This is a genomic window from Celeribacter sp. PS-C1, from assembly GCF_019429625.1.
Lineage (GTDB): Bacteria > Pseudomonadota > Alphaproteobacteria > Rhodobacterales > Rhodobacteraceae > Celeribacter.
In genome coordinates this window covers 185,522-198,058 of record NZ_JAHXRW010000001.1, presented here as the reverse complement: position 1 = coordinate 198,058, position 12,537 = coordinate 185,522, and the positions used below count along the sequence as shown (strand labels likewise).

Below are 12,537 nucleotides of genomic sequence, written 5' to 3'. Positions count from 1 at the left end.
TGAGCTCTATTTGTACAAAAATGGAGACCCATATGATTGACTGGAATCGAGTCGAAGAACTGCGCGACGAAGTTGGCTCTGATGACTTTGAAGAAGTGGTTGAGCTATTCCTCGAAGAGGTAGACGAGGCAATCACACGCATGCAAACACAACCGGACGACTCCCGGCTGGAACAGGATTTGCATTTTCTCAAGGGCAGTTCTCTGAACCTTGGGTTTGCAGCGTTTTCCACCCTCTGTTTCGAGGGGGAAACCGCAGCACGACAGGGGAAAACGGAAAGGATCGACCTACCGAAAATCTTCAACAGCTACGCGGAGTCACGTGCGGAGTTTCTGAGGAGGACTGCTGCGTAAGTTCTCAGAGAACAAACTCCGCGAGCGCCTGATCACTTGTGATGTCACGATAAACCAACCCGGCGGCATCCATCTTCTTAAACAGATGTGCAAAATTATCCGGATTATCGGTCTCGATCCCGATCAAGACAGAACCAAAATTTCGGGCTGATTTCTTGAGATATTCAAAGCGCGCGATGTCGTCATTGGGACCAAGCATATCGAGAAACTCTCTCAAAGCACCAGGCCGTTGCGGCATACGCAGGATGAAGTATTTCTTCAGATTTCGGAATCTCTGAGCGCGCTCTTTCACTTCAGGCAGGCGTTCGAAATCGAAGTTCCCACCAGATGTCACGCAAACGACCCGTTTGCCACGGATCTCATCACGGATATCCTGCAACGCATCAATCGACAGCGCCCCAGCTGGCTCCAAAACGATGCCTTCGACGTTCAGCATCTCCAGCATCGTGGAGCAAATGCGATCTTCCGGGCAGGCCAGAATATGATCGGGTGAAATATCCCTCAGACTCTCGAAGGGCAGTTCCCCGATCCGCGCCACCGCCGCGCCATCTACGAAACTGTCGACATCTGACAAAGTCACCGGATTGCCCTCAGCGACCGCCGCTTTGAGCGAACGTCCACCCATGGGTTCGACAAAATAGACTTCGGTTTGGGGTGCGGTCGCTTTGAGATAGGACACAACGCCTGCGGAAAGACCGCCTCCACCGACAGGTAGAACGACAATATCGGGGACCATTTGAGACATAAACTCGACCGCGACCGTGGCTTGTCCTTCAATGACATCAAGGTCATCGAACGGCGCCAGAAAATGCCCACCCTCCTCTGCACAATAGGTTTTCGCCGCCTCGAGCGTGTTATCAAAATAGTCCCCCACAAGGCGAATTTCGACCATTTCCCCGCCGAAGACCTTGGTCTTGTCGATCTTTTGCTGAGGCGTGGTGACCGGCATGAAGATAACGCCGCGCACCCCGAATTGACGACAGGCGAAAGCCACACCCTGGGCATGGTTTCCCGCAGACGCACAGACAAAAAGCCCGATGTTCGGGTCTTTCTCGCGCGCCTTGATCATCGCATTCCAAGCACCCCGCAGCTTGTAGGAGCGCACCGGCGTCAAATCTTCGCGTTTTAACCAAACATCGCACTCAAACGCTTGGGATAGATGATCGTTGCGCAAACAAGGTGTCGGCTCGAAAAGGCGCCGAACCAATGCTTCAGCCTCGCGCGCCCTTTGGGCGAAGTCTTGTGGCTCAGTCATTTAATTGCCCTTTCACCGCCAACTCATAAATCGAGGACAAAAGGCTGACATTGATCATCAAAAGAACCCAGCCCGCCGCCAATTCATAGAGCAAGCCAATAATACCACTTCCGAAAATTGGCGCGATCACTTGGATGACGATCAGGACAGCAATCGACAGGATCGCAGCCTGAAGGATCGGACCGGAATAGGGTTTCGTGGCCTGCCATGCCTCACCCATCGACAGTTTGTTCCCCAGTGCGACCCCGGGCAAGACCGGCGAAATCCGCAAAAACAGAAACGCGGCAGGCAAACCAATCAATACGATAAGGAACAACGCGCCCACAGACTGCGCCATCATACCGCCAAAGACAGTCAAAACCACGCCGCCCAAAAGACCGACCACCAAGCCGATCAAAATGCCGATCAGGATCGACAGGAAGAGGTAACTCATGATCCGCCCGCCGCTCCAAGACGGAAAAGCAGAGGTCGGGCGTTTGCCCTCAAGTGCAAAGCGGTGCCATTCCACGGCAATCCAGCAGGAACCGATCGCCATCACGATGTTCGCAAGAAACAGCAACAACATGGCATTCCCGGACGCCGCCGCGGGATCACCTGCCGCAAGTCCCTCCATATCCACCGATCCGAAGGTCAGAATTTGCAGGATCAGAATACCGATCCAGATCAGCCCAGATACGGCCAATGCTTCGTCGAGATGGCGCAGGACGCGCAGCACGGCGTTCTGAAAGAGGATAAAGCCCGTCATGATAGCCCTTTTTGATTAACTTACCCGCAGGTTTAGTGGTTTTCCCCCGAGAGCTAAAGCATTCTTGGGCCGAAACCCCGCTCAAACCTTGCCCTCGGGACGAAAACCCGATAATCGCCCGTGCGATATCCGCAAAAGGAAAGTCTCATGTCAGCGCCCAAAAAAGTGGTTCTCGCCTACTCCGGCGGCCTCGATACCTCGATCATCCTGAAATGGCTCCAAACCGAATATGGCTGTGAAGTTGTGACCTTTACCGCCGATCTCGGCCAAGGTGAGGAACTGGACCCGGCGCGAAAAAAGGCTGAGATGCTCGGCATCAAACCGGAAAACATCTACATCGAAGACGTGCGCGAAGAATTCGTGCGTGACTTCGTCTTCCCGATGTTCCGCGCCAATGCCGTTTACGAAGGCCTCTACCTTCTGGGCACCTCCATTGCGCGTCCGCTGATCTCCAAACGTCTTGTCGAGATAGCAGAAGCCACCGGTGCCGATGCTGTCGCCCACGGCGCGACGGGCAAGGGCAACGACCAGGTTCGCTTTGAACTGTCCGCCTATGCGCTGAACCCCGACATCAAGGTGATCGCGCCGTGGCGGGAATGGGATCTGTCCTCGCGCACCAAACTTTTGGATTTCGCCGAGAAGAACCAGATCCCGATCGCGAAAGACAAACGCGGCGAGGCCCCGTTCTCTGTCGACGCGAACCTTCTGCACACCTCGTCCGAGGGCAAAGTTCTCGAAGATCCGGCACAGGAAGCGCCCGATTACGTCTACCAGCGTACGGTTCACCCCGAAGATGCGCCGAACGAACCCGAATTTATCGAAATCACCTTTGAAAAGGGTGACGCGGTGGCGATCAACGGCGTGGCGATGAGCCCGGCGACGATCCTGACCGAACTGAACGAATATGGCCGCAAGCACGGCATCGGGCGTCTCGACTTTGTTGAGAACCGCTTCGTCGGCATGAAATCGCGCGGCATCTACGAGACCCCGGGCGGTACGATCCTGTTGGAAGCGCACCGTGGCATCGAACAAATCACGCTCGATTCCGGCGCAGGTCACCTTAAAGACAGCCTGATGCCGCGTTACGCCGAGCTTATCTACAACGGCTTCTGGTTCTCTCCGGAGCGCGAAATGCTTCAGGCCGCCATCGACAAATCACAAGAGCATGTCTCGGGCAATGTTCGCCTGAAACTCTACAAAGGCTCTGCCTTCACCGTGGCCCGCTCTTCCGAAGCCTCGCTTTATTCCGAAGCGCACGTGACTTTCGAAGACGATGCCGGCGCTTACGACCAGAAAGACGCCGCAGGCTTTATCCAGCTCAACGCGCTGCGCCTGAAACTTCTGGCCGCGCGGAACCGTCGTTTGAAGAAATAACGGCTCACTGATTACGACATAACAAAAGGGCGTCCTCTTGGACGCCCTTTTTCTTTAGATCTTCAAATTGATTTAAGCCGCACGAAAGCTTTTCACCTCATTGGCCGATGGGATCGCATCCGCCGTGCCGGCCCGCGTGACTTTCAGCGCCGCCGCCTGAACCGCCCATTCCATCGCAGCCTTGATCGGCATGCCCAGATCAAGGCCAGCGGCGACATAGCCGATGTAGGTGTCGCCCGCAGCCGTGGTGTCGACTGGCGTGACTTTTGGCGAAGTCACCTCGATCACCTCACCTGTCTCATTAGACCGCCACATCGCCCCTTTGCTACCTAAGGTCACCATGACCTGCGGCGCGGGAATTTGGTCCAAAGACACACCCATTTCGGAGCAGAGCTGAGAGGCCTCGACCGCATTCATCACCAACATGGAGACGTCGGGGATCAAATCCTTCACCGCCTTAATCGAAAAGGGAGCGGCCGAATAAATCACCCGCATGCCTTTGACCAAAGCAAACGTCGCGGCTTGTGGCTGCAGGTTGGTTTCATTTTGCAGCAGAAGCGTATCCGAAGCCTTTGCCTGATCGATCGCCTCGACAACGAATTCGATATCTTGTTTCACATTCGCGCCCGGATCGAGGACAATCATGTTTTCGCCCTCGGGATCGACATAAATCACCGCATGACCCGTGGCCTCAGAGACCTCGCGAAGGTATTTGCAGTTCACGCCATAGCCTTCGATCCGCTTGCGGACCCAAGTGTCGGCCTGACCAATCGCCCCGATGTGAAAAACCTCGGCCCCGGCCTTGGCGGCCGCGACCGATTGGTTCATTCCTTTGCCGCCAAGACCCAATTTATGGCCGCTCGCGCTCAAGGTTTCCCCGGGTTCGGGAAAATGTGGAAGCATGTAGAAGTGATCGATATTCACCGAACCGAGATTAAAGATCGCCATAACATACCTCCACGTTTTACGTCGTCTGACCCACCTTGCAGGCGGCGAGCACAGCCATGTTCAGAATATCATTTACGGTCGAAACCGTTGAACAAATCTGAATCGGCTTGTCGACGCCGGTCAGGATCGGCCCGATCACGGTCGCACCCGCCATTTCCTGCATCAATTTCACCGAAATGGATGCAGAGTGACGCGCCGGCACCACGAGGATATTCGCGGGCCCGGACAGGCGACAGAACGGATAGGCCGACATAACATCCGGATTCAGCGCCACATCGACAGTCATCTCGCCATCATATTCGAAATCAACCCCGCGCTCGTCGAGCACCTTCGGGGCGATATGCATTTTGTTCGCGCGTTCGGACACCGGATAACCGAAGGTCGAGAAAGAGGCGAAGGCGACGCGCGGCTCGATCCCCATTTTGCGCGCCACGGCGGCGGCGGCGATCGCGATATCAGCGAGATCTTCCTCTTCCGGCCATTCATGCACCAGCGTGTCGGCGATAAAGATGATCCGGCCTTTGTGCAAAACAGCGGTCACACCCACGGCGCCATCTTCAGCTTTCGCATCAAAGACCGAATTGATCCGATCGAGCACATGCGCGGATTTGCGCGTCGCCCCCGTGACGAGACCATCAGCATGGCCATGCGCCAGCATCAAAGCAGAAAACGCGTGACGGTCGCGGGCGGCGAGACGGTGAATATCCTTTTGGTCGAAACCAGTTCGTTGAAGCCGTCTGTAAAGGAAATCTTTGTATTCAGTGAGGTGCTGCGTGTTCGCGGCGTTGACGATTTCGATTTCGGACATCGCCTCGCCAAGACCCTCTTCTTGCAGCTTGGTTTGGACATCTTCGTTCCGGCCGACAACCAGAGCACGCCCAAATCCACCGCGGTGATAGGCCACCGCCGCCCGCAGAACGCGCGGATCATCGCCCTCAGCAAATACCATCGTGGCCTGTGCCTGACGCGCACGGGCATAGAGTCCCTGAAGAATTTGTGCCGTCGGGTCCATTCGAGCCTGAAGATCATGCGCATAGCCATTCATGTCGATGATCGGGCGACGGGCGACGCCCGTGTCCATACCGGCCTGCGCGACGGCGGGCGGGATTGTGTAGATCAAACGCGGATCGAACGGTGTCGGAATGATATAGTCACGGCCAAAGGTCAGTTTGCGCCCGTAGGCCAAAGCCACCTCATCCGGCACATCTTCGCGCGCCAAAGCCGCCAAAGCTTCGGCACAGGCAATTTTCATCTCATCATTGATCGCACGGGCATGAATGTCGAGCGCGCCCCGGAACAGATAGGGGAAACCCAAGACGTTGTTCACCTGGTTCGGATAATCCGAGCGCCCCGTTGCCACGATCACGTCGTCACGCACTTCATGCGCGTCTTCGGGTGTGATCTCCGGATCGGGGTTCGCCATGGCGAAAATTACAGCGTTCGGCGCCATGCTCTTCACCATGTCTTGCGTCACGGCACCTTTGGCCGACACACCAAGGAACACATCGGCATCCACCATCGCTTCACCCAAAGTGCGCGCATCGGTGACAGCAGCATGGGCCGATTTCCATTGGTTCATGCCTTCGGTGCGGCCTTGGTAAATCACGCCTTTGGTATCGCACATGATGCAATTGTCATGTTTCGCACCCATTGCCTTGACCAGTTCAAGACAGGCGATCCCGGCGGCACCCGCCCCGTTGAGGACAATCTTACAATCCTCGATCTTTTTACCGGAAATATGCAATGCGTTGATCAAGCCCGCCGCACAAATAACCGCCGTACCGTGTTGGTCATCGTGGAAGACAGGGATGTCCATCTCTTCCTTGAGGCGCTGTTCGATGATGAAACATTCGGGCGCTTTGATGTCCTCAAGGTTGATCCCGCCAAAACTCGGACCCATGAGGCGCACAGCCTGAATGATCTCGTCGGGATCTTCGGTGTCGAGCTCGATGTCGATAGAGTTCACGTCGGCGAAACGTTTAAACAGAACCGCCTTGCCTTCCATCACCGGCTTGGACGCCAAAGCACCAAGATTGCCGAGGCCCAAAACCGCCGTTCCGTTCGAAATCACTGCAACGAGGTTACCCTTGTTCGTGTAGTCATAGGCCGTCTCCGGCGCTTTCGCGATTTCTTCGCAAGGCACAGCCACGCCCGGGGAATAGGCCAGCGACAGGTCCCGCTGTGTCGTCATCGGCACGCTCGGTGCGACATCAAACTTGCCGGGACGCGGGTCCATGTGAAATGCGAGCGCTTCTTCGCGCGTTTGTTTGATCTTGGACATTCGGGTGGCCTCCTCGCCGTCAGTTCGGACTACTTACCCACACCCCGCTCCGGTCTCAACAAAAAGAACGCGTTCTGGCTCTTTACGCCACATATTGGGTCGTTAAGTTGAGGCGAAATCAGACAGGGAACTGCATCTTGGCCACCGAAACGCCCGCCGCAACGCCGATGATGGCACAATATCTCGAGATCAAATCGCGTCATCGCGATGCGCTTTTGTTTTATCGCATGGGCGATTTCTACGAGATGTTCTTTGACGATGCGATTGCCGCCTCTGAGGCGCTCGACATCGCGCTGACGAAACGCGGCAAACATGCAGGCGACGACATTCCGATGTGCGGTGTGCCGGTTCATGCCGCCGAGACCTATTTGCTCAATCTCATTCGCAAGGGCTTCAAAGTCGCCGTTTGCGAACAGCTCGAAGACCCGAGCGAAGCCAAAAAGCGTGGCTCAAAAGCCGTGGTCAAACGCGATGTGGTGCGCCTTGTGACGCCAGGCACGCTGACCGAAGACACGCTTTTGGATGCGCGGCGTCACAACTACCTCGCCGCCTATTCGGAAATTCGCGAAGAAGGCGCTTTGGCTTGGATCGACATCTCCACCGGCGCCTTTCATGTGATGCCCTGCCCGCTTGTGGGTCTTGGGCCAGAGCTTGCCCGCCTCAACCCGTCGGAGATCGTCGTGTCTGAGGCCAATGAGGCGAATTGGGCCGAGTTTGTGCCTGATTTTTACGACCGCATCACCGAATTGTCGCGCGCGTCTTTCGACAGCACATCTGCGCAAACGCGGCTGACATCGCTTTTCGGCGTCTCCTCTCTCGAGGCCTTCGGACAGTTCACCCTTCCCGAGGTAGCCGCCATGGGTGCCATCGTCGATTATCTCGACATCACGCAAAAGGGCAAACTGCCCCTCGTGCGGCGCCCTATTCGTGAATCTCTTCGGGGCGCGATGCAGATCGACGCCTCAACACGCCGTAACCTTGAGATATCGCACGCGCTGTCTGGCGGTCGCGAAGGGTCTTTGATTGCAACGATGGATCGCACCGTAACCGCCGCAGGTGGACGTCTTCTTGAACGTCGACTATCGAGCCCGTCGCGTGATGTTGATACGATCTCTGCGCGGCTTGATGCGATCTCTTTTGCGATTGAAAACACCCAAACCGCTCAAGCGCTGCGCGACGCGCTGCGCAAAGTCCCCGACATGGAACGCTCGCTGTCACGTCTCGGGCTTGAACGTGGAGGCCCGCGTGATCTGGCGGCCATTCGCAATGGTCTGACGCAGGCGGAAAGCATCTATGCTTTGCTCGAGAATGCGCCTGTTTCGACCCTAATCCAGCAGAAAATGTCCTTTCTGACAGGACAAGCCGAACTTATTGACTTGCTCGATGCCGCTCTGGTTGCCGAGCCTCCATTACTCGCCCGAGATGGCGGATTTATCGCCCCGGGTTACCACGAAGAGCTCGATGAATCTCGCACCCTGCGGGACGAAGGGCGCGGTGTGATTGCCTCCTTGCAGATGAAATACGCGGAAATGACTGGCGTTCAGTCACTCAAGGTCAAACACAACAATGTCCTCGGCTATTTCATCGAGACCACATCAACCCACGCCGAAAAAATGCATTCCTTGTCGGAAAACTTCATCCACCGTCAAACGACCGCCAATCAGGTGCGGTTTACGACGCTGGAGCTTTCCGAACTTGAGACAAAAATTCACAACGCCGGCGGTCGCGCTCTTGAGATCGAAAAGCGCCTCTATGAAACGCTGCGTATGGCAATTTTGGAGCAGGCCCCGGCGATCAACGATGCCTCCGGCGCGCTAGCCGAATTGGACTTGATCACAGCGCTCGCCGATCTCTCTGTCAGCGAAGGTTGGACCCGCCCTCAGGTGGATTTGGGTCGAGAATTCCTGATTTCCGGCGGTCGCCACCCAGTCGTGGAACGTGCCTTGCGCAAGCAGGGCGGTGACAAATTTGTCGCCAACAATTGTGATCTGTCTGACGGCCATGATGGCGCTGCAATCTGGCTTTTGACCGGGCCGAACATGGCCGGTAAATCGACATTCCTGCGCCAAAACGCATTGATTGCGCTGATTGCGCAGGCTGGTTCCTATGTGCCCGCCGACTCCGCACATATCGGCATTGTGTCCCAACTTTTCTCACGCGTAGGCGCCTCTGACGATCTGGCGCGCGGGCGTTCGACCTTCATGGTGGAGATGGTCGAAACCGCCGCGATCCTCAATCAGGCCGACGACCGTGCCCTTGTGATCTTGGACGAGATCGGGCGCGGCACGGCGACCTATGACGGCCTGTCGATTGCCTGGGCCACGCTTGAGCATCTTCATGATGTCAACAAATGCCGCGCGCTCTTTGCGACCCACTATCATGAAATGACCAGCCTTTCTGATAAGCTGTCTGGCGCAGAAAACGCCACAGTATCGGTCAAAGAATGGGAGGGCGAAGTGATTTTCCTCCATGAGGTGATCAAGGGCAAAGCGGATCGATCCTACGGTGTGCAAGTCGCCCGGCTCGCAGGCTTGCCCGACGCAGTAGTCGAACGCGCGAAATCCGTTTTGGAGGCTTTGGAAAAAGGTCAGGCCGAGAATGCCGCCAATCCCAAAGCCATCATCGACGATCTTCCGCTCTTCGCCGCAATGCCGCCCACGCCGAAGCCAGTCGTTCAAAAAGAGAGTGCCGTCGAAAAGGCGCTCGCTGAGATTTTGCCGGATGATCTTAGCCCACGAGAGGCGCTTCAAGTGCTCTATGATTTGAAAGCGAAGCTGGCCTAATCACCAGCTTCCACTAGCCCCGCCGCCACTCGACGAGCCCCCACCAAAAGAACCGCCAGAAGAGGAGCTTGAGCTCTCTTTGGGAATGATCCGTTCGACGGAATAGGCATCGCCGCAATTGTGACAATGGTAGTCGATGCGCTTGCGACCTGTTGACGATGTAGTCGCATGTTCGAGAATGGTGGTGTCGCCCTCAACGGTGCGATACCCGCAATTGCGGCAAACAGAATAGGACGAAAACCATGCGCGATAGCCTTCGACCGTGATGTGCTGACAGGTCGGACATTCCCAGACATCATAATCGACGGATTTCAAATCCTCTTCGGTGATCTGCCCTTTCTGAAGGTGATTGTCCTCCCAAGACTCATCCAAACGCGTCATTTGATGACCATCATTGGGGCAAATACGAGGGTGATTGCGTTTCCAACGGCGATACGCGCGATAGGGAAACGGCAGGAGAGCCACCAGAATGGCAAAAATCCAGTTGCCGAGCCCCTGCACCACGGAATTTACCGTACGACCGATAGCATTGGTCACTTTCACCCAAGGGCTTGCATCATATTCACCAGGCCACGCGCCTGTCACGGCCAGGATCGTATGATCGACACCGTTTAAAATCCCCTCTTCATACGCGTCGTTACGAAAATGAGGCAAAATGTCATCGTCGATCACCTTTTGCATCGGGTCGTTCATGCGGGCGCCATAACCAGAACCAACCTCGAGGCGCACTTTGCGATCCCACAGCGAGACAAGCATCATCACCCCATCGTTCCGCTCGGCGTCGCCAATTCCCCAATCGTTGAAAAGCCCCGTCGCGAAGGGTTCAAGCGCCCCCGCGTGTCCGTAATCGCGCATTTGATAGATCGTAACGACGGTAAACTCGATTCCCGTCTCATCCCGAAGCACCTTAAGGCGATCACGGATGTCATCCTCGACCTCTTCCGACAGAAGATCGGCGAAATCATTAACGTAAATCTCGCGATGGTCCGGATAATTCTGGGCCAAGACGGGGATGGGAGTCAGGATCAAAAGCAACAGAAAACGGATAACGTGCATAGAAAAAGCCCTCGTAAGACACGAGGGCTTTAGCAAAGCTCAGTTTCCGGGAAAACCTTTTTACGCCGGCGTCGACGACACGCCCACCTGAGCCGGACGCAACAGACGGTCATGGATCATGAAGCCCACGTTCATCACTTGGATGATGTCGCCGGCTTTGGTGCCGGGCACCGGCGCTTCGAACATGGCTTCGTGAATTTGCGGATCGAAGGTCTCACCCACCTCCGGGCTCACGATCTGAATGCCGTGTTTTGAGAAGGTGTTCAAAAGCTCACGCATGGTCAGCTCGATCCCTTCGATCAAGGCCGCCTGCGTTTCACGTTGATCCTCGGCAATCGCATCGATGGCACGCTTCATGTTGTCGAATACCGGCAACATATCGCGGGCCAGTTTCGACCCACCATAGTTTTCCGCCTCGCGACGATCACGATCCGCACGCTTGCGGGAGTTTTCCGCATCAGCCACAGCGCGCATGAAACGATCCCGGAATTCATCGCGTTCTGCGCGGAGCTGTTCGAGCTCTTCGGACAGATCGCCTGTTTCGGGATCTTCAAGTGCCTCATCAGAGGTGATGTCGATGATCTCTTCTTCGACGTTGGTTTTGATCTCTTCAGACATATCTTTCTTCGGATCCGTCATGTTTCACCTTTCAAGCCTTGCCGGACACGATCCGTCCGACAAGTTGGGCCGTATAATCGACAATCGGCACGATCCGCCCATAGTTAAGGCGAGTCGGCCCGATGACACCCACGGCACCGATAATTTTTCGTTCAGCGTTCATATAAGGAGAAACCACCAAAGAGGAACCCGAAAGTGAGAAAAGTTTGTTCTCTGAGCCAATGAAAATGCGCACGCCCTCGCCGTCCTCGGTCAGCTCGAGAAATTCCGCGATGTCGCGCTTCTTTTCGAGATCGTCGAACAGGCTTCTGATGCGATCAAGCTCTTCGGCCTCGGCACTTTCTCCCAACAAATTGGCACGCCCGCGCACGATCAAGCGCTCGTAATGCGACCCCTCGCCTTCCCAGAACGCCGAGCCGTTTTCAATCAGATCGGCAGCGAGGCTATCAAGCTCCTGCCGCCGTGTTTTGATCTCACGTTCCACAGTGCTCCGCAGCTCGGAGAGGGTCTTGCCTTCGACCAGAGCATTGAGGAAATTCGTCGCCTCACGCAAAGAAGACGGGGTTTGCCCGACGGGCGGCGTGAAAATGCGGTTTTCGACATGGCCATCGGCAAAGACCAGAACCACCAGCGCACGGTCCGGCGCAAGGTTTACGAATTCCACATGTTTAACAGGCGCTTCGTGTTTTGGCGCGAGCACAAGGCTGGCACCCTGAGTAAGCCCCGACAGAGCCGAACCCACGCGATCCAGCATCCCGCTCACATCGTGATGTTCGTTGCGGATGGTCAATTCCATCTTCTCGCGCACATCGTCGGTGACAGTGCCCACCTCCAGCAACCCGTCCACAAACAAACGCAGACCAAGCTGCGTCGGAACGCGCCCCGCGGACACATGCGGACTGTCCAAAAGCCCGAGATATTCGAGGTCCTGCATCACGTTGCGCACGGTCGCGGCGGAAACTTTCTCGCTCATCGTCCGCGTCAGGGTGCGCGAGCCCACAGGCCCACCGCTTTCAAGATAGCCCTCGACCACGCGGCGAAATACCTCGCGCGACCGGTCGTTCATTTCAGCAATGAGATTTACACGATCCGTCATTCTTCCTGCGTCTTCCAAGACCCTTCGC

10 protein-coding genes are annotated in these 12,537 nt (G+C 56.0%); 3 read left to right on the top strand and 7 right to left on the bottom strand.

Going from position 1 to position 12,537, the window contains the following annotated elements:
• The first annotated feature begins 32 nt into the window (after positions 1 to 32).
• Positions 33 to 353: an Hpt domain-containing protein gene (locus J5Y17_RS00960; RefSeq protein ID WP_219783339.1), complete on the top strand. Its 321-nt coding sequence runs from the start codon at positions 33 to 35 to the stop codon at positions 351 to 353.
• Positions 354 to 357: 4 nt separating this feature from the next.
• Here the strand turns inward: J5Y17_RS00960 and ilvA are convergent, their stop codons facing one another.
• Complete coding sequence (gene ilvA, locus J5Y17_RS00955; RefSeq protein WP_219783338.1) at positions 358 to 1,608, bottom strand: threonine ammonia-lyase IlvA; 1,251 nt, start codon at positions 1,606 to 1,608, stop codon at positions 358 to 360.
• Positions 1,601 to 2,353 carry a hypothetical protein gene (locus J5Y17_RS00950; protein WP_219783337.1) on the bottom strand — a complete coding sequence of 251 codons (753 nt, stop codon included), beginning with the start codon at positions 2,351 to 2,353 and terminating at the stop codon, positions 1,601 to 1,603. Before J5Y17_RS00950 ends, ilvA begins: the two co-directional genes overlap by 8 nt.
• A 147-nt stretch (positions 2,354 to 2,500) precedes the next feature.
• Here J5Y17_RS00950 and J5Y17_RS00945 point away from each other — a divergent pair, with 147 nt between their 5' ends.
• Complete coding sequence (locus J5Y17_RS00945) at positions 2,501 to 3,727, top strand: argininosuccinate synthase (protein WP_219783336.1); 1,227 nt, start codon at positions 2,501 to 2,503, stop codon at positions 3,725 to 3,727.
• A 72-nt stretch (positions 3,728 to 3,799) separates the two neighbouring features.
• On the opposite strand, the gene J5Y17_RS00940 is transcribed toward J5Y17_RS00945, so the two are convergent.
• Both J5Y17_RS00940 and J5Y17_RS00935 read right to left on the bottom strand, forming a co-directional pair.
• The gene (locus J5Y17_RS00940; RefSeq protein WP_219783335.1) at positions 3,800 to 4,675 is read right to left on the bottom strand and encodes a ribokinase; all 876 of its coding nucleotides are present in this window, start codon (positions 4,673 to 4,675) and stop codon (positions 3,800 to 3,802) included.
• A gap of 16 nt (positions 4,676 to 4,691) precedes the next feature.
• Entirely contained in the window at positions 4,692 to 6,956 is a 2,265-nt protein-coding gene (locus tag J5Y17_RS00935; protein WP_219783334.1) for an NADP-dependent malic enzyme, read from the bottom strand.
• Between the two features lie 167 nt (positions 6,957 to 7,123).
• Here J5Y17_RS00935 and mutS point away from each other — a divergent pair, with 167 nt between their 5' ends.
• Positions 7,124 to 9,739: a DNA mismatch repair protein MutS gene (gene mutS / locus J5Y17_RS00930; RefSeq protein ID WP_219783626.1), complete on the top strand. Its 2,616-nt coding sequence runs from the start codon at positions 7,124 to 7,126 to the stop codon at positions 9,737 to 9,739.
• Here mutS and J5Y17_RS00925 read toward each other — a convergent pair whose 3' ends face one another.
• From J5Y17_RS00925 to hrcA, 3 genes are read right to left on the bottom strand one after another with little or no spacing between them, the layout of a single operon-like run.
• Positions 9,740 to 10,795 carry a YgcG family protein gene (locus J5Y17_RS00925; protein ID WP_219783333.1) on the bottom strand — a complete coding sequence of 352 codons (1,056 nt, stop codon included), beginning with the start codon at positions 10,793 to 10,795 and terminating at the stop codon, positions 9,740 to 9,742.
• 60 nt (positions 10,796 to 10,855) lie between these two features.
• Positions 10,856 to 11,434, bottom strand: coding sequence for a nucleotide exchange factor GrpE (locus J5Y17_RS00920; RefSeq protein ID WP_219783332.1), 579 nt, complete (start codon positions 11,432 to 11,434; stop codon positions 10,856 to 10,858).
• 10 nt (positions 11,435 to 11,444) lie between these two features.
• The gene (gene hrcA, locus J5Y17_RS00915) at positions 11,445 to 12,509 is read right to left on the bottom strand and encodes a heat-inducible transcriptional repressor HrcA (protein ID WP_219783331.1); all 1,065 of its coding nucleotides are present in this window, start codon (positions 12,507 to 12,509) and stop codon (positions 11,445 to 11,447) included.
• Positions 12,510 to 12,537 lie beyond the last annotated feature (28 nt).